General features: G+C 38.9%; 17 protein-coding genes and 1 pseudogene. 12 read left to right on the top strand and 6 right to left on the bottom strand.

What is annotated here, in order from left to right; genetic code table 11:
• Window positions 1-64 precede the first annotated feature (64 nt).
• On the bottom strand, window positions 65-1,255 hold the full coding sequence (locus tag MKY17_RS15760) for an alanine--tRNA ligase-related protein (RefSeq protein WP_098369413.1): 1,191 nt from the start codon (window positions 1,253-1,255) through the stop codon (window positions 65-67).
• Between the two features lie 257 nt (window positions 1,256-1,512).
• Between MKY17_RS15760 and MKY17_RS15755 the strand changes: the two genes are divergently transcribed.
• Both MKY17_RS15755 and MKY17_RS15750 read left to right on the top strand, forming a co-directional pair.
• On the top strand, window positions 1,513-1,665 hold the full coding sequence (locus tag MKY17_RS15755; protein WP_179890959.1) for a hypothetical protein: 153 nt from the start codon (window positions 1,513-1,515) through the stop codon (window positions 1,663-1,665).
• A gap of 222 nt (window positions 1,666-1,887) precedes the next feature.
• Window positions 1,888-2,760, top strand: coding sequence for a S1-like domain-containing RNA-binding protein (locus MKY17_RS15750; protein ID WP_098369415.1), 873 nt, complete (start codon window positions 1,888-1,890; stop codon window positions 2,758-2,760).
• Between the two features lie 45 nt (window positions 2,761-2,805).
• Here MKY17_RS15750 and cotJC read toward each other — a convergent pair whose 3' ends face one another.
• From cotJC to MKY17_RS15735, 3 genes are read right to left on the bottom strand one after another with little or no spacing between them, the layout of a single operon-like run.
• On the bottom strand, window positions 2,806-3,375 hold the full coding sequence (cotJC, locus tag MKY17_RS15745) for a spore coat protein CotJC (protein WP_034307306.1): 570 nt from the start codon (window positions 3,373-3,375) through the stop codon (window positions 2,806-2,808).
• Between the two features lie 12 nt (window positions 3,376-3,387).
• Window positions 3,388-3,654, bottom strand: coding sequence for a spore coat protein CotJB (locus MKY17_RS15740; RefSeq protein WP_098369416.1), 267 nt, complete (start codon window positions 3,652-3,654; stop codon window positions 3,388-3,390).
• Entirely contained in the window at window positions 3,655-3,888 is a 234-nt protein-coding gene (locus MKY17_RS15735; protein ID WP_063234475.1) for a spore coat associated protein CotJA, read from the bottom strand.
• Window positions 3,889-4,144: 256 nt separating this feature from the next.
• On the opposite strand from MKY17_RS15735, the gene MKY17_RS15730 reads away from it, so the two are divergent.
• The 4 genes from MKY17_RS15730 to MKY17_RS15715 all read left to right on the top strand — a co-directional run bounded on the left by MKY17_RS15730 (window position 4,145) and on the right by MKY17_RS15715 (window position 8,673).
• A complete protein-coding gene (locus tag MKY17_RS15730) occupies window positions 4,145-5,014 on the top strand; it encodes a LysM peptidoglycan-binding domain-containing protein (protein WP_098369417.1) in 870 nt (289 codons plus the stop codon).
• Between the two features lie 154 nt (window positions 5,015-5,168).
• Window positions 5,169-7,298, top strand: a complete 2,130-nt coding sequence (gene recQ, locus MKY17_RS15725; RefSeq protein ID WP_098369418.1) for a DNA helicase RecQ — start codon at window positions 5,169-5,171, stop codon at window positions 7,296-7,298.
• Window positions 7,299-7,424: 126 nt separating this feature from the next.
• A complete protein-coding gene (locus tag MKY17_RS15720) occupies window positions 7,425-7,631 on the top strand; it encodes a cold-inducible protein YdjO-related protein (RefSeq protein ID WP_053346482.1) in 207 nt (68 codons plus the stop codon).
• A gap of 847 nt (window positions 7,632-8,478) precedes the next feature.
• Entirely contained in the window at window positions 8,479-8,673 is a 195-nt protein-coding gene (locus tag MKY17_RS15715; RefSeq protein WP_034307294.1) for a cold-shock protein, read from the top strand.
• 85 nt (window positions 8,674-8,758) lie between these two features.
• Here MKY17_RS15715 and MKY17_RS15710 read toward each other — a convergent pair whose 3' ends face one another.
• Window positions 8,759-9,673 carry a YitT family protein gene (locus MKY17_RS15710; RefSeq protein WP_230303410.1) on the bottom strand — a complete coding sequence of 305 codons (915 nt, stop codon included), beginning with the start codon at window positions 9,671-9,673 and terminating at the stop codon, window positions 8,759-8,761.
• A gap of 372 nt (window positions 9,674-10,045) precedes the next feature.
• Here MKY17_RS15710 and MKY17_RS15705 point away from each other — a divergent pair, with 372 nt between their 5' ends.
• The 6 genes and pseudogenes from MKY17_RS15705 (at window position 10,046) to MKY17_RS15680 (ending at window position 16,656) form a co-directional block, all read left to right on the top strand.
• The gene (locus MKY17_RS15705) at window positions 10,046-12,178 is read left to right on the top strand and encodes a PAS domain S-box protein (protein ID WP_098369420.1); all 2,133 of its coding nucleotides are present in this window, start codon (window positions 10,046-10,048) and stop codon (window positions 12,176-12,178) included.
• A gap of 69 nt (window positions 12,179-12,247) precedes the next feature.
• Complete coding sequence (locus tag MKY17_RS15700; RefSeq protein ID WP_339200157.1) at window positions 12,248-13,444, top strand: MFS transporter; 1,197 nt, start codon at window positions 12,248-12,250, stop codon at window positions 13,442-13,444.
• A gap of 3 nt (window positions 13,445-13,447) precedes the next feature.
• A pseudogene (locus MKY17_RS15695) lies at window positions 13,448-13,764 on the top strand (hypothetical protein); the annotation flags it as partial.
• Window positions 13,765-13,980: 216 nt separating this feature from the next.
• Window positions 13,981-14,772, top strand: a complete 792-nt coding sequence (locus MKY17_RS15690) for an SGNH/GDSL hydrolase family protein (protein WP_142323927.1) — start codon at window positions 13,981-13,983, stop codon at window positions 14,770-14,772.
• Window positions 14,769-15,683: an ABC transporter ATP-binding protein gene (locus MKY17_RS15685; RefSeq protein WP_098369423.1), complete on the top strand. Its 915-nt coding sequence runs from the start codon at window positions 14,769-14,771 to the stop codon at window positions 15,681-15,683. Before MKY17_RS15690 ends, MKY17_RS15685 begins: the two co-directional genes overlap by 4 nt.
• The gene (locus MKY17_RS15680) at window positions 15,676-16,656 is read left to right on the top strand and encodes an ABC transporter permease (protein ID WP_144527818.1); all 981 of its coding nucleotides are present in this window, start codon (window positions 15,676-15,678) and stop codon (window positions 16,654-16,656) included. Before MKY17_RS15685 ends, MKY17_RS15680 begins: the two co-directional genes overlap by 8 nt.
• Window positions 16,657-17,270: 614 nt before the next feature.
• On the opposite strand, the gene MKY17_RS15675 is transcribed toward MKY17_RS15680, so the two are convergent.
• Window positions 17,271-17,858 carry a hypothetical protein gene (locus MKY17_RS15675; RefSeq protein WP_098369426.1) on the bottom strand — a complete coding sequence of 196 codons (588 nt, stop codon included), beginning with the start codon at window positions 17,856-17,858 and terminating at the stop codon, window positions 17,271-17,273.
• Window positions 17,859-17,893 lie beyond the last annotated feature (35 nt).

The following is a 17,893-nucleotide window of genomic DNA, read 5'->3' as shown; positions in this document are numbered from 1 at the left end:
CTCATTCTGAGAAGTCATGATTTCCGTGTTCATCACGAATGTCTTCAACCACTTCGCAAAGGTTTTATACACCAGGATTATGGCCTAATTTTTCAACTGTGTATTGGTAAAATGCAATTAAGTCATTTTGTGACGCAAAACCTGCTTGTGCAGTCTGTTCGTTCCCTCCGCCTTTCCCATTATACGAAGCGAGTTCAGCCCTGAAATATTGTCCGCAATGAAAGGGGAAGGCCCCACTGTGCGAAATGATGACCTTTTGCTCCTTACGTGATGCTAATAATACGGTTACCTTTTCCTTTTTTACAATCGTATTTGCAAGGTAAAGCAGTTCTTTCATTGAGCTATCTTCGAAAATATGAGAGATGAATCCCCCTGCATTTTCTGCAAGCAGAGAGTCAGCAAGAAAGTTTGCATTTTCAAGTTTTAAGTTTTCATTTGCCGATAGTAGCTGCTTATAGTCATTCTCCAGTTTCTCCACCCTATTCAGAATCTCTGTACGTCCGGTATTGAACTTATTCGATAATGCTGAAAGAATTCCTAGACTTTCGGAATAATCGTTCAATGCCCTGAAGCCGCACTTAAAATAGAGACGGGTATGTTCTTTCTGCTTTTCCGTTTTGAAAATTTTTATTAAGCCAATCTCACCGGTACGCCCTACATGAGTTCCACCGCAAGGGTTATATTCAATCCCTTCAATCTCAACAATACGGATATTCTCTGAAACTTTAGGCATTTTGACGACAGGAAGTGTCTGTAATTGCTCGTTTGTCACGTAATAGATAAGTATTTCGCGATTCTCGATGATATATTGATTAACTAGCTTTTCAGCAGCAACCGTATGTACTTCAGTCCATTGAAATCCTGACATTATATCGATCGTTAAATATTCTTTTCCAAGGTGAAAGCTGACCGTATTAGAGTCGAACAGTTCCCTGCAGACAGCAGAGAGTAAATGCTGGCCGCTATGCTGTTGCATATGATCGAAGCGGCGGGACCAATCAAGTTCACAGTGAACGATTTCTGAATCTGGCCTTCTCTCCGTCTTATGCAGAATCTTTCCATCATTGCCTTTTTTAACGTCAAGAACGGTGATTCCTTCTATTAAACCAGTATCTGCAGGCTGACCGCCCCCTTCGGGATAAAAAGCGGTTTCTTCAAGAGTGATGTAGTAATAGCCATCTTCTTCAAAGCTCTCCTGAATTTTGGTATCCCATTTGGAAGTTTTTGTGGATGTGTAATACAATTTTTTTGTCATGAATGTTTTCTTTTTCCTTTCAGTTGATCATTAAATTATATCATCGAAATACCTGAGTATGAAATTGCGGGTTTAGAAGATAAGTCAGGTAAATAAGTAAACTTTATGACAAATTTTAAATAAATTGTGCTTAGCGGAACTGCTAAAATATGAATTGATGGACAATGGCTTCCACGTTAGCTATTTCAAAAGTGGTGGAAAGGCATTTCAAAAGCTGAAAACCTCACCTCCGGATGCCATTGTACTGGATATCCTTGTTGAAGGGAGAGATGGACGGCTGGAAGTTCCTGAGGGAATTAAAAGGATCTGCCGACTTGAATGAGATTCCCGTTTTTGTATCGACCGCACTTGACGAATGGGAGAAGGGAATTTCCTTGGGAGCAAAGGATTATTTAGTTAAACCGTATTAACCGAGCCAATTATCCAAAGTGATCATGCATAGCTTGTTAAGTAATGGTAAACAAGGGCAGATTCTGATCCCTCAGGCATTCCATGAAGAAAACAAGGATTAAAAATAAAAAACCGTAATAGGTATACAGAACAACAAAAAAATGATAAATTCAAATATGTTGGAAAAATAAATAATTGGGTACAATTGTAGGTAAAGGTAAGTTACAGGAGGATTTTAATACATGCAAAAAATTCAGGCCGGCATGGCTGTAGAGTTAGAAGTGGAACGTAAGGCTGATTTCGGATGGTTTTTAACGGATGGTTCAGAAGATGTCTTACTTCATCATAATGAAATGAGTGAAGGAACGGAACTTGAGCTTGGCGATGAAGTAACTGTGTTCATCTACCATGACAAACAAGCAAGGCTAACAGCGACAATGAAGATACCTGAAATTCAGATTGATCGATATGGCTGGGCGGAAGTTGTCAATGTGAAAAGGAAACTGGGTGTTTTTGTGGACATAGGTCTTTCCAAAGATATTCTTGTATCCCTGGACGACCTTCCGAATATTGATCGTTTATGGCCTGAGGTTGGTGATCGTCTATATGTATCCCTGAAGACAGATCGTCATGATCGTCTGTTTGGTAAACTTGCAACGGAAGATGTAATTCAGGAGATTGCAGTGACAGCTCCTTTAAAAGGAGTCCGAAACACCAGTATTAAGGGAAATGTCTATCGTTTGCTAATGGTTGGGTCTTTCTTTATTTCACAAGAAGGATACCGCTGTTTCATTCACGAAAGTGAACGCAAGGAAGAGCCCCGTCTTGGTGAATTAGTTGAAGGACGTGTCATTGATAGTAAAGAAGATGGAACGCTTAACGTTTCTTTAATCCCCTTTAAACAAGATTTAATGGGGGAAGATGCTGATGTCATTTTCACTTATTTAATGAATCGCGGCGGTGCAATGCCTTATGGCGACAAAACGCCACCTGATGATATTAAGTTTCACTTCGGTTTAAGCAAGGGAGCGTTCAAGCGTGCTCTTGGTAAACTGATGAAGGAAGAAAAGATTTACCAGGAAGATGGATGGACATATTCTTCAGACCGTAAATGAAAAAGGCAGCGGATTTTCTCCGCTGCTTTTTTTATGTGAATTTCATTAAAAAAACTTCTTTTTACCTTTTTCTTCTTTTAAAATCTCCACAGCTTCCCTGAACCTCATCGAATGGATAATTTCCCTCTCACGCAAAAACCTGAGTGAATCATTGATATCAGGATCATCCGAGATGTCGATCAACCACTGATAGGTTGCTCTGGCCTTCTCTTCAGCGGCGATGTCTTCATATAAATCTGCAATGGGATCGCCTTTGGCTTGGATATATGTGGCAGTGAATGGATTTCCTGCTGCGTCATGATAAAAAAGGGCACTATCATGATTGGCATAATGGTCACCTAGGCCAGCTGCAGCCATCTGCTGAGGGGTGGCGTCTTTTGTAAGCTTATAAATCATCGTGGCGATCATTTCCAGATGGGCAAATTCTTCCGTTCCAATATCCGTAAGCAGGCCAATCACTTTATCGGGAATTGTATATCGTTGATTTAAGTATCGGAGTGCTGCAGCCAACTCGCCATCAGCCCCCCCGTATTGTTCTATTAAATATTTTGCCAATCGGGGATTACAGTCTCTTACTTTAACTGGATATTGCAGCTTCTTTTCATAAACCCACATAGAAATCTCTCCTTATACCTGCCATGGCCAAGGGCCTTGGCCCCATTCCCATTTATTTTCACCGCCTGAATTGTTTCCAAAACCCAATAATGGACCATATTTAGGCTCAAAAACCGATTTCAATTGTTTGGAGTATTCATGAAATTGATTGAATTGCTGTAATGCTTGCTGATCATTAGGATGTGTATCCAAATAAAGAGTCAACTCGACAAGTACGAAATCCGCTGCCTGGATTTGCTCAAGCAACTGATAATATTCATCATCCAGTTTCTTATTCATTTATGTCTCCCTTTCCCGATATGGATTATCATAAAAATCATAAAAGAATTTCCAAAGTGTCCCGTATTTCAAAGCTTCCTCCGGTGTGAACTGCTCCAAATTCGGCGGTTGGAAATTAATATACAAATTAGGAGGTGTCCTGTAGTACTTTCTCCCAATAGGCGGGCACGGATCGAATTTACTATGGAAAGGTTTATATGACTTAACTAAGGTAAAAGTCTTTTCGCGAGTCACAAAAATACCTCCTTTGTAAAGATATAGCCTTTAATTTTTATGTCTGGGTAATGCATAATATGACTCATCTGGTCTCGGAAGGAAATTTTATGGGAAATGATGTTTTTTCAGAATATTATAAATTATTGTTATAGTCCCGTTATCTTACTGTGATGTTTGTCATCTATTCTTTATCTGTTTGTTCTTTGTATAGAAAAAAACTATGTTAAGATTTAACTCGTAGCTTATAAAGCAGCTCACAAGGAGGTAACAACATATGAAAAAATCAATCTTATCGTTAGCGGCAGCGGCTGCAATATCCGGTGCATTCACAATTCCGGTACAAGCAGAAGATGTCAAAGTGAAAGATGGAGACACATTATGGGGGATATCTCAAACTTATAAAGTATCAATAGAAGATGTTAAGTCTTGGAACAATTTGTCTTCAGACGTGATTTATGCCGGAGAAACCATACATATTTCTCAAGAAGAGCATCATAAAGTAAAGTCAGGGGACACATTATCGGAAATTGCAGACAAATATGATGTAGCGGTAAATGATATTAAATCTTGGAACGGTTTAAATTCAGATACAATCCATCCTGGTCAGAAACTGGTCATTAAACCTGCAGCTAATAAAGTCGAAGCTGCGAGTGTAGGGCCTGCGCAGGAATCTGAGCAAGCTGCACCAGCAGAACAATCGGAACCAGCAGAACAATCAAAACCAGCAGAACAAACAAAGCCAGTGGAACAATCGAAACCAGCAGAACAAACAAAGCCGGTTGAACAATCGGAACCAGCAGAATCATCAGAAAAAGCAGACACAAACAATGAATCCAGCAATCAAGCAGGAATCGAAAAAGAAATCACTGTTAGAGCAACTGCCTATACGGCTGATTGTCAAGGCTGCAGCGGTACTACAGCCACAGGAGTTAACTTGAAGGCTAATCCTAATGCAAAGGTGATTTCAGTGGACCCATCAGTCATTCCGCTTGGATCTAAAGTTTATGTAGAGGGTTATGGCTACGCGACTGCAGCTGATACAGGCAGTGCCATCAAAGGGAATAGAGTGGACATTTTTGTACCTAACGAAAAAGATGCCGTGAATTGGGGCGTTAAAAACGTCAAAGTTCAAATCCTGAATTAATTAAACCATACAAAACATGTTTATATATTGAAAAAAGTAGACACAGACATAATGTGTCTGCTTTTTTTGTCCTTTTGGTTAACGGGAAAAGCAGGTACAATGAAAGAAATAGATTCTTATAAATCCTAACAAGGTAAATAGGAGGAGTAGTAAATTGATGGAAAAAGCACGTGAATATTTACAAGAATACTTTGGTTATGAGTCATTCCGAAAAGGTCAGGAACAGATTATCGAACAGGTTTTGGGAGGAATAAACACAGCGGGAATCATGCCTACTGGCGGAGGTAAATCAATATGTTACCAAATTCCAGCCCTTCTGTTACCAGGTGTAACACTCGTGATATCCCCACTTATTTCCTTGATGAAGGACCAAGTAGATGCCCTCGAACAAAATGGAATTGATGCCACATTTCTTAATAGCTCCATTTCTGGGTTAGAATCATCCAATAGAATGAACGATATTAAGCACGGTAGATATAAGCTGGTTTATGTTGCACCTGAACGGTTGGAAAATCCTGCATTTCAACAGGATCTATTTAATGTGGAAATTTCATTGGTTGCCATTGATGAGGCCCACTGTATATCTCAATGGGGACATGACTTCAGACCAAGTTATTTAAAAATCAAAACCTTATTGAAAAACATGCCATCAGCTCCGACTGTACTGGCATTAACGGCAACAGCCACACCGCATGTGACCGATGATATATGTCAGTCACTAGGAATATCAGTGCAGCATACAGTATCAACGGGATTTTCGAGAGATAACCTGTTCTTTTCCGTTGTGAAAGAAGAAAATCGCGGACGGTTTTTAATGCGCTATTTAGAGAAAAACAAAAGTGAATCGGGTATCATATATGCAGCCACTAGGAAAGAAGTCGATACCTTGTATGCCAAGCTTATTAAAGCCGGATTCAAAACAGGTCGATACCATGCTGGCATGAATGAACAAGACCGGTCGGAACAGCAAGACCAATTCATTCGTGATGACGTTCCCTTGATGGTGGCAACATCCGCCTTTGGGATGGGAATCGATAAGTCGAATGTTAGATACGTCATCCATTACCAAACTCCAAAGAACATGGAGAGTTATTATCAGGAAGCGGGCCGTGCAGGGAGGGATGGTTTGGATAGTGAATGTATCCTCTTATATTCCCCTCAGGATATGCAAATACAGCGTTTCTTGATTGATCAATCAAATCCCTCGCAGGAGTGGCAATCCCAGGAATTGAAGAAATTGAACAGGATGAAGGATTATTGTTTTACAGAAGGGTGCTTGCAAGCCTTCATCCTTCGATACTTTGGAGAAGAAAACCCGGAAGATTGCGGTCATTGCGAAAATTGTACAGATAAACGTGACTCTGTTGAAGTAACTACACAGGCACAGATGGTCCTTTCATGCATGTTGCGAATGGGTGAGCGATTCGGTAAAACGATGATTTCCCAAGTGCTTACGGGATCACGCAATAAGAAAATTGAAGAGTTCGGATTCCAGAAACTTTCAACCTATGGCATCATCAATGATCAATCTGCAAAGGATGTAGGTGATTTCATTGATTTCCTGACAGCAAAACAGTACATCGAAATGACGGGCGGTCAGTTTCCGGTCCTCAAGGTTACCAATGCTGGCAGGGAAGTGCTACTGGGACAGAAAAAAGTCCTGCGTAAGGAAATAAAAAAAGTAAGCAGCATCAGTGCGGATCATGGGTTGTTCGAAGAGTTAAGACAGTTAAGAAAAGAATTGGCAAGTAAAGAAAATGTACCTCCATTCATTATTTTTTCCGATGCATCTTTGAAAGATATGGCCGTCAAACTGCCGAGGACGGAAGAGGAATTCCTGGAAGTTAAGGGCGTAGGGATGCAGAAATTTGAACGCTTCGGATCCGTGTTCTTACAAGGGATTTCCCAATATGTACAGGCACATTCTGAATTAGAAACGAATACTATGGTTACAAAGGAAACGGTAAAGCGAGCTACTAAACCATCTCATTTAGAAAGCTATCGCTTATATCGGGAAGGCAAATCAATCAAGGAAATAGGAACATTGAGAGGGCTGTCTTCCGTATCAATTGAAAATCATTTATTAAAGTGTGCAGAAGAACACTTGGATATTAAATGGGATGATATTTTCTCGGATAAAGAGTTTGATCTTGTTTTGGAAACTGCGAAACAATTGGATTCCGAAAAATTGAAACCACTAAAAGAAGCCCTGCCTGAGCATGTTTCCTACTTCATGATTAAAGCGATCTTGGTTAAAGCAGGGTTGGAAAACGAAAGGTGTTAAGGTTTTTTTGATAATTTCTTCATTGAATAAATAAGAATTTAGTTTAATGCGTATACTAGGAATGATAAAAAGGAGAAATTTTGTGCCTTTAATCAGAGTCTTTATATAAAAAAGAGGAGGTTGCTCATGTATTTTGGTAAAAAGAATTCAGAGGAACCAGAAATCATTATGGAAGATACGATAGTATATGCATGTGGATCAGCTGATTGCAATGGTTGGATGAGAAAAGATTTTGCCTCGGAAAACTATGATTGCCCAATGTGCGGAAGTCAATTAGTTGAGGAAGTCAGGGAACTTCCAAAAATTGAAAATGAGTATAATGCGTTTAAATAAAAGAGGTGAATCATAGCCTCTTTATTTTTTATTTTAAGAAAGAAGTATGACGGAGTAGTTTCATTTTGGATTAAGGCTTTACATATAAAAATATTTATGGTATTATTAAGTTTCAGTGTTATGAAAAGAAAACACTGGAGGGTAATTTAAAGTAACATTTTTATTAATAAAATAATTTTTCATCGTTTTCATGATGAAGTAGAAAAAAGTTAAACACATCTAGAAAAAAGAACTACATGTAACCATTTTCCTCGATCCATTTCTGTTCTTCATTAACTTACTTCTATGTACCATTTGTCTTTTGGAATTTAATCTACCCAATTGGAATTACGGACGGTTTTAATTAATAAACATGTACTTACAAGCTTTTATCTGATTCTCGCAGGCACGGTCTAGGAACCGTATGGATGGGAGAGAGGCAGGGCTTTCATTGTTTTAGGTTTTGGCATTAAAAATTACTCTCATGCTCGATTCGCTTTGAAATGTTCATTGAACGAGCAGGAAGAACCATATGGAATGGATTCTTAAACAGCGCAGTCTCGATTATCTTGAAGGGTAAGTCAGGGACTGTGTTTCATTTTGGGGAATCGTTTCTTTTTTGAATCTTTCTTCAAATATATAAAGCATATATATGATATAATGGTTACTGAGATATGAAAAATTCATGTCGTAATCTCAAGTTCTTACCATTCAAAAGTTTGTTTGAAAGAACAATAATCATACTTAGATTTGCGAATGGTTATTTACTCACAATTTAGATTAAACGCCATCTATTCTTTCTTTTATCTTTATGGCTTGTGATCTGTTATGCAGGACGGAGTCAATTCAATTCTAAGGAGTGAGATATATGTATAGAAGAAATAATACGGAAGAAATCATTCCTGAAGAAACAAAAGTGTGGGAATGTACATCAGAAGATTGCAAAGGTTGGATTCGCGATAACTTTACAAGTAATGATGAACATGTTTGTCCGTTATGTAGCAGCGAGATGAAACCCGGCACCAGAATGCTTCAAGCAATCAACAATCCAAGAAACTATTAAGGCTATATAAAAAAAGCTGAAGGGGATTCTCCCTTCAGCTTTTTTTATCTTTTTCCCAATTGGATGAAGCAAAAAGCAGGTGAGGTTAGTGGATATCTTTTTTCTTGAATCGACCGCCTCGAACTTCCGCGATATCCCCTACGGCAAGAAATGCAGATGGATCGAAGCTTTTGACTATTTCTTTAAGTTTTGCTTCCTCAAGCCTGTTTATTACACAAAAGATGACTTTTTTATCATCACCGGAATAAGCACCTTCGCCAGCTAAAAAGGTTACGCCCCGTCCAAGACGATTCATTATCGCTTCGCCGATATCATTAAATTCATCACTTATAATCCAAACGAATTTGGATTCGTCCAAACCTGCGATTACGATATCCATTGTTTTATATGCCACGAAGTAAGCTATGATCGAATACATGGCACGATCCCACGAGAATACGAAGCCCGCACTGCCAAGGATGAATAAATTAAAAAACATGACGATCTCCCCAACGGAAAAAGGGAGCTTCTTGCTAGCGAGAATAGCAAGTATTTCTGTACCATCCAATGAGCCGCCATATCGAATGACCATTCCAACACCAATGCCAAGAATCATTCCGCCGAAAGCGGACGCTAGGAGGATATCTTGAGTGAAAGCTGGTACATGATGAAGCAATGTAGTGGTAATGGAAAGGACTAAAATTCCATAAAGGGTAGATAATGCGAAGGTTTTTCCGATTTGTTTATAACCGATAAAAAAGAAAGGAAGATTCAAAATGAAAAGAAAGATTCCAAGCTTCCATCCAGTGATGTAAGATAACATAATCGATATACCCGTTATGCCCCCGTCGATTACGTTATTCGGCACTAAAAAAATCTCGAGGCCGACAGCCATTAAAACCGCACCGATTGTAATTAAAAGACCTCTCTGTAAAATTTGTCTAAGTGTTAATTTTTTATGCTGGGTCTTCTTTTGCATAATTTCTGTTGTGCTTGCACCTGCCAGGTCTGACATAATCATGCCCCCCACTCCTTCTCTCTATATAAGTTCTATTTAATTATAAACCTATAGGTATAATTAAATAAAGAAATTAACATTCTGATTAATATATTCCTGAATAATTATTGGTAATATTGATCATGTCCTGCAATGATGAAGCAGGGTTGTGGATGCTTGTCATTATCATGTATTTATATTCTACTCCATACAAAACAATAGTATTTCTTATTTTATTGATTTTATGAAAAAACCTGCATTTTCTTGAGAAAGGGGGTGCGCAGAAAGAATCAGAGTGTAAATATACAGGAGTAAGGAAATAAAAAACCTTTGAGGTCCTTTGAATTTACATTACAATATAGGAGAATAGAACGGTAGAGGTGATCAAGTAAAAAAATGGAACAATCAATTGTGGCATCAAATCCTGTCCTCTTTATGATTGCAGTACTATTGATAATAATGGCGTGTTATACGGCCTTGGATTTACTTACAACATTACTGACGATAGAGAGATATAAACGCCTGGTATATATAGGGAGCAGCTGCTCTATGGGAGTGGCTATCTGGACGCTTAATTTTGTGGTCATATACACCCTCGATAATTCAGGAATGGCAGCATACAACTTTTCTACAATAATTTTTTCGTTAGCATTAGCGATAGCTCTCGCAGGCGTTGGGTTATTGGCCATTTCGTATAAAACACAAGTCCTGCAAATTGTTTTTTGCGGCTTCATGTTTACGATGGCCATTTTATCCAATTATATAATGGGAACATCATCTTTAAATCACTCTTTGCATTTTAGCCCATTGTCGGTTCTCAGTACGCTTTTCAGTATCTTTATTTTATTTGTAGCAGCGCTTGCAATATTATTTTATTTTAATAAATTAAGTCAATCTTCGCTAAAGCCAGTCAGTACGCTCATGATGAGTGGGGCAATCATTGAAGGCTATTATCTTTTTGTGAGAGTGTTACCGATGAACGTTAAAAATGAAACGGGTGAATTTGTTCCACTCACTCCATTTATGCTTTATCTTACGTGCTTCGTTTCATTATTCATTCTTGCCAGTTTGATAGCTTCAAGTACGATCGTAGGCCGTCGGTTAGCAAAAAGCGATAATACTGTGAGTGATATCCGTTATGCTTTAGATCAATCGGCAATCGTCGCCATCACGGATGCAAAAGGAATTATTACATATGTTAATGAAAAATTCCTGGAAATATCACAATATGAAAAACATGAACTAATAGGGAAAAATCATTCCATAATCAATTCTGGTTATCATGCAAAAGAATTTTTCACTGACTTATGGCTAACGATCAGCCAAGGGAGAACATGGCATGGTGAAATATGCAATCGGGCTAAAGATGGTAATGTTTATTGGGTGGACACAACTATCGTTCCTTTTATGAAAAAGGGGAAACCATATCAATATATTTCCATCCGTTCGGATATTTCCAGTCGTAAAAAAGCAGAAAATGCTTTAAAGGGGTCAATCAAGGAACTAGAAGATATGCATTATGCAATCAACCAATCTTTGATTGTGGCGATAACTGATGATAAAGGAGTCATTATTGAAGTGAATGAAAAGTTCTCGGAGGTTTCAGGTTATGGGAAAGGTGAATTGATAGGCCAGACCCATAAAATGGTTAATTCTGGATACCATTCAAAGGAATTCTTTGAACAAATGTGGAAGACCGTCCATGAACGGAAAGTTTGGAAAGGTGAAATTAGAAACAAGGCGAAAGATGGCAGTTTTTATTGGGTCGATACAACAATTGTTCCATTTTTCAACGAAGAAGGAAAGCCATTTCAGTTTTTGGCACTTAGATATGACATAACTGAGCGTAAACAATCTGAAGAGATGCTCCATCGGCAGGATAAATTAGCCGCTGTCGGTCAGCTTGCTGCTGGGGTGGCACATGAAATACGGAATCCGCTGACCTCCATGAAAGGGTATACGGAATTTTTGCAATTGGATGAAACGGACGAAAATAAACAAGAATATCTAGAAATAATCATGGATGAAATCAATCGTGTGAATGAGATAGTTGAAGAGTTCTTACAATTGGCCAAACCACAGGCATTGATATTGGAAACGAAAAATCTTGTGTCGATCATTCAAAACGTTGTATCTTTGACGGAGTTTGAAGCCAGGAAGAAGAACATCACGCTGATTTCGGATTGTAATGATGAAGAAATCCTCGTTCGTTGTGATGAGAATCGGTTAAAACAAGTCATATTGAACTTCATTAAAAATGGTATGGAAGCTATGCCTGACGGTGGGTTCATAAAAGTCATTACTGAACTTAAAGAGGATAATGTGCATATATCCATTACCGACACAGGAATTGGGATGCCGCCAGAGCAGCTTAAGAGACTCGGAGAACCATTTTTCACAACGAAAAAATCTGGTAATGGGTTAGGTCTCATGATCAGCTTTAAAATCATAGAAAGCCATTCGGGAAATGTCTTTGTCGAGAGCGAAGTCAATAAAGGAACAGTCTTTAATATCGTGCTCCCTATTTAAAATGCCTAATAGGTAGCAATGAAAAAAATCAACAACTTTGTAGAAGATGTCTACGTGGGGGAACTGGATTTGGAAAAACAAAAGCATGTCAATATTATTAGCTTGAAGGTATTTTACCTTTTTTCTTTTTTTGCAGTGGGAAGTTTAACACCGCTATTAAGGGTTTATTTGGCCAATGAGGCAGGTTTATCCGGTATTGAAATAGGTACGATCATGTCTGTTGGACCGATAGTGATGATCGTTTTTCAACCTTTTTGGGGAATTGTCTGTGATTGGAGCGGAAGACCAGCAAAAATACTTGCAATCACATCGTTTCTTGCTGGTGTATTCGGTTTAGGCTACTTGCTGTTCGAACACTATTTCCTTTTAGTATCCGTCGCAATCGCTTTGGCCATCTTTCAAAGTGCGATAATACCAGTTTCTGATAGCATCACCCTTCAATATACAACAAAAATCAAATCGAATTATGGGAAAATCCGTTTATTCGGATCACTTGGTTACGGTGTGGCGGTTTTTGTAATGGGAAAGTTATCTGAATCCTTCATGGGTCCTTCCGTCATATTTTATGCCTTTTTCTTCGGCCTGTTGATCGCGGCTAGTCTGGCTCTTCGTTTGCCCGAAGAGCCACCTGGGGGAAAAGTGAAACTTTTCGGTGGCATGAAAGAATTGATCACCATGAAACGTTTTCTTATCTTTCTTGCTATAACGTTCTTGCTTTTTGGTCCTAATCTTGCAAATAATGTATACTATGGTTTGTTTGTCGAGGCAAGAGGAGGAACATATACAGGAATTGGCATTGCGTTCCTATTAGCTGTATTATCGGAAATCCCCTTTATGAGAATGGCAGGTGCCTGGATTCATAAGATAGGCCTGCTGCCAATTACCTTATTGGCTGGCACTGCTTCATTGGTCCGCTGGGGTTTGTACTTCACCGAACCAAGTTTGGCTACTGTATATGTGACTTCGATAATTCAAGGGTTTTCACTTGGCTTATTCATTCCAGCAGCTTTACAATATATCAGGGAAGTTGTCCCTGCACGTATAACAGTAACAGCAATAACGCTTTATTCGGCCATTGGCAACGGTTTGGGGAACTGGTTCAGTACCTTCAGCGGCGGGATAATATTGGAAAAATCAGGGATATATTCAGTCTATTTATTTTATGGTTTACTCACACTAATCGGGATGCTGCTTACAATTTGGCTCATGAGGTTAGAAAAGAATTTAAAAGTAATGGGGAAACCCTTAGGTATAATTGAAAAATGATGAGTGGCCAGTTCTAATAAGGAGAAGATACTTAAATCAGGGCCTGCTATATTCGGAGTGATGGTCCTGTATAATTCGTTTGGATTATTACTTGGTTTTCTTGCTGCTAAATTGTTAAAACTTCCATACGAAGATCAAAATCAATTGAAGTGGGCATGCAAAACTCAGGTTTAGGTGCTGCATTAACGACAGTTCATTTCTCTTCACTAGAGGCCGTCCCGGGTGCCATCTTTAGTGTGTGGCATAATGTTTCCGGGTCAAAAAGAGTAGACAAAATCAAAGGGAATTCCGTAGTTGGTAAGGAATCGATTAAACAGTAAATCAAAAAAAGGCAGAAAGGGATTAAATGAGTCCCATTCTGTCTTTTTTATTGATAAGAGGGGAAGAGTGCGGTTTATTAAAGAAATGCTGTTAATAATTAAGTTATTGGGAATTTTAACCATAAGTAAACGCTTTTTTGTTTTTGGAAATAATATGATTTAATGGAAGATAGAGAATGAATGGAAGATAGAGAATGAATGGAAGGGTGAGTGTTTTTGAGTAAACCAAAAGTGTTGGCTACTACCATCGTATCAGCTCTTATCGGCCTGTTTTTTGTATTTTGCCTAGGATGGGCGATAATGGACCATTATGGAAAAAAATCATCCGATATGGAAGTAATTGAAGAAACTCCCTTTAAAAATGATCTTCCCGATGATTTTACGGTAGTGGCGATAGGCGATTCATTAACACGTGGCACAGGTGATGAAACAGGCAAAGGCTATGTTGGACTTGTTGTTGAAGATTTGAAGAGTCAATATAATAGAAAACCAATCATTCATAACCTCGGAATTAATGGACAAGTGTCTAACGAATTGGTGCAGCAAGTGAAACAACCGGAAGTGAAGCGCCAAATCCAGGCAGCTGATGTTATTTTAGTTACAATCGGGGGTAACGATTTATTTCAAAAAGGGAAGACCCTGCTTGAATATGATCGTGAGGCTACATCCGTATCACAAAAGAATTTCTTGGGAAATTTACATGAAATTTTTAAAGATATAAATAAAGTCAATGATTCCGCTACTATTTTGTTGCTTGGCCTGTATAATCCATTTATAGATTTGGATAAAGACTTTGATACGAACCGCATCGTACGGGACTGGAATAATGAAACGGCAGAAGTCGTGGCTCATTATGACAATGCAATTTTCGTTCCAACATTCGATTTATTTCAATTGTCGGTAAATGAGTATTTGTATTCGGACAATTTTCACCCTAATAAGAAGGGGTATCGTTTAATTGCTGATAGAGTTGCTCCTTTAATAAAATGGGAGGATGTGGAACGATGAAAAAGGTGACATTGTCTGTTAGGGACTTGAGAAAAAAGATTGGCAAAAGGGAAATTATTAAAGGAATAGATTTTGAGTTGCATGAAGGTGAGGTTTTCGGCTTTTTAGGACCGAATGGAGCAGGGAAGACGACGACAATCCGCATGTTGGTCGGATTGATTAAGCCATCCTCGGGTTCCATCCATATATGCGGGTATGATGTTCGTCAGGAATTTACGAAGGCTATGAAGCAAATGGGCTGCATCGTTGAAAATCCAGAGTTATATCCATTTTTGAGTGGGTGGGATAATTTGCTCCACTTTGCAAGAATGTTACCTGAAGTCGATGAAACAAGAATGATCGAGGTTGTTGAACTCGTTGGTCTGCAAGCGAGAATTCACGATAAAGTGAAGACCTATTCGTTAGGGATGAGGCAGCGTTTAGGAATCGCGCAGGCAATGCTGAACAGCCCTAAGCTGTTAATTTTGGATGAACCCACTAACGGTCTAGATCCTGCCGGAATCCGTGAAATGCGACAATTCATCAGGAAGTTGGCTGAAGAAGAAGGTATGAGTGTTCTGGTTTCTTCACACTTATTAGGTGAAATACAGCAACTTTGTGACAGGGTCGCAATTATTAAAGGCGGGGAAATTATTAAAACGGATACAGTGGAAAGCTTATTATCCGCGCAGGAGCGGATAATTTGGCGGGTGGAACCTATTCAAAAAGGAGTGGAAATTCTTAGCCGCTTCACCGATATTACCTTAGATCAAAAATATATCATTACAGCTTATGATGAACTCAAAACACCTGAATGGAATGCTGCACTTAACCATGCAGGGGTGAGGGTACATGAAATGAATCGAAAGCTCCCGGGATTGGAAGAGTTGTTTTTGCAAGTTACCGGTGTCGGAGGTGCAGGCATTGAATAACTTGGTCCAAAATGAAATGATGAAGATGTTGGCAAAAAAGCGGCTGATCATAATCGGTATCATCGTTGGAATTTTAGTGTTGATGTTTACATATGCCCAATACAAACAAGTGGAAGAGCAGCGGGAGAAGTTGGGAACTGATGATTGGCGTGCAGCTCTTCAGCAGCAAATCATTGATACTCAAAATCGGTTGGGCTCGAATAGGATGCTGGATGAGTGGCGTGAACAGCTGCAAGTAAGTCTGAAGCAGCAGCAATATTATCTCGATCATGATATCAATCCCTCAGAACCAGGCGCAGCTACTTTTACACGCATGTTTTTGGAAAATTCAATCGATTTATTCATTCCGCTGTTGATCATGATTGTGGCCAGTGATTTGGTTTCTTCCGAAAATGGACAAGGCACGATCAAGCTTCTGCTGACAAGGCCAGTGGAGCGCTGGAAAATCTTATTGAGCAAATATGTAACATTATTATTATCGGTTTCGATTATCGTTGCGATGACAGCCTTATTGTCTTACCTTTTATCAGGAATCGTTTTCGGTTATCAAGGATGGGGAGCCCCCGTAATAACCGGATTCGAATTGAATGGTGCTGATGTGGATGTCAGTCAAGTAAGGTTAGTTGAACAATGGAAATTCCTATTGATGGATTTAGGACTTGTCTGGCTGGTGGCGGTAGTTGTAGGGACCCTTTCTTTCATGCTTTCGGTTTTAGTGAGGAGCACCCCTGCAGGCATGGGCATCATGCTGGCTGCATTAATTTCCGGGGCTATATTGAACAATATGGTTTCATCATGGGAATCAGCGAAATATTTCTTTATGGTGAATTTGAAGTTGACCGCTTATATTAGCGGGACGGCTCCACCGATAGAAGGGATGACTTTATTATCATCTGTCATTACCTTGCTCGTTTGGTGGGCTCTTGCTTTAATTGTATCTTTTACAGTATTTACCCGGAGGGATGTATACTGATAAGCAGCCAATATAAATTATTGGTTGTTTCAGTTTGTTTACAAAAGGGCTTCCGGAAGTGTCGCACACCGGACCGGATTTCAAAAGAAGACTCGGTTTAATGGCTAGCCGAGACCCCGCTAGATGCTCGCGGGGTCTCGGCAGAAAGGGAGCGGATTTCTGAAATTATCTGCAACCTTTTTAAAAATAAAAAAACTGCAGGTAAACTGGTCTTTCTTCGAATTTGTCGACCTTATGGGGATCGGAACGGTCATCCCGTATCCTTTTCACGATTTTATCGTGGGAATGATTACCATGATTTTTAAAACAAGACTTGGTTATACTGATTTATTTTTTACTGTTTTATAGGAACTGAAAACTCACTGGATGAAGAAATTGGTGACACTCCTGCCGAATAACTGTCAGCCGAGACCCCACAGACGCATGCTTTGATGAGGCTTGGCAGACAGTAGGCGGAAAGGGAGTGGATTTCTGAAATCATCTGCAACTTTTTTTAAAATAAGGTTCTGTTATATGTTAATGTTGAAATTTGAATATTAAATAGGGTAAACCCCTTTTATCAGGCTTGCCCCTATTATTGTTAAACTACGGGTGCGATTGTTTAACAAGATAACTTAATCTTCTTTCACAACTTTTAACTTTTCAGGAAGAACAGCAATCAATTCATCCATATTTTTCAATTGGTTTGTTACCAAATAGGTAGAGGGGATATCGTATTCCAATTTACAAAAAGTTGTAGATTCATTCATATTCAACTTTACGCCGTCCTCTTGGTCAAACCTTTCACCAAATGTTACATTATTCTGATTTGAAATTATAAAGAGATGATATGGAATAAGGGATTTATAAATAATTTCAGATAGTTGATTTTTATCTTTAACCTCGACACTAAAAATCAATATATCGAAATGGATTTCTCCATATTCGGTCATTCTATATGCTGTTTTTTGAGGGACGAACTTATGCGTATAAATTACCCCAAGTTTATCTAACTGGTCTCTCATTCCATCAACATCCCAGTCATACCATTCAAAGGTAATAAACAACGGAAACTGATTTAAGCTGGAGAAAAATAGGATAAAGAATTCCTCAATCCCAATGTCTTCTGCATCAATTTCGTATACTGTCTTAGGTGAAGGATTTACCAAAAAGTCGTGTTCTTGATTAAAAGAATACACTTGTTCTCTAATATATATTTCCACTTTACCACTCCAAATGTACTTCGTTAGTCGAATAT

This window comes from Peribacillus sp. FSL P2-0133 (assembly GCF_037975445.1).
GTDB lineage: Bacteria > Bacillota > Bacilli > Bacillales > DSM-1321 > Peribacillus > Peribacillus simplex_E.
Note: the sequence above shows the minus strand (reverse complement) of the source record. Positions and strands in the feature narration are given on the sequence as shown.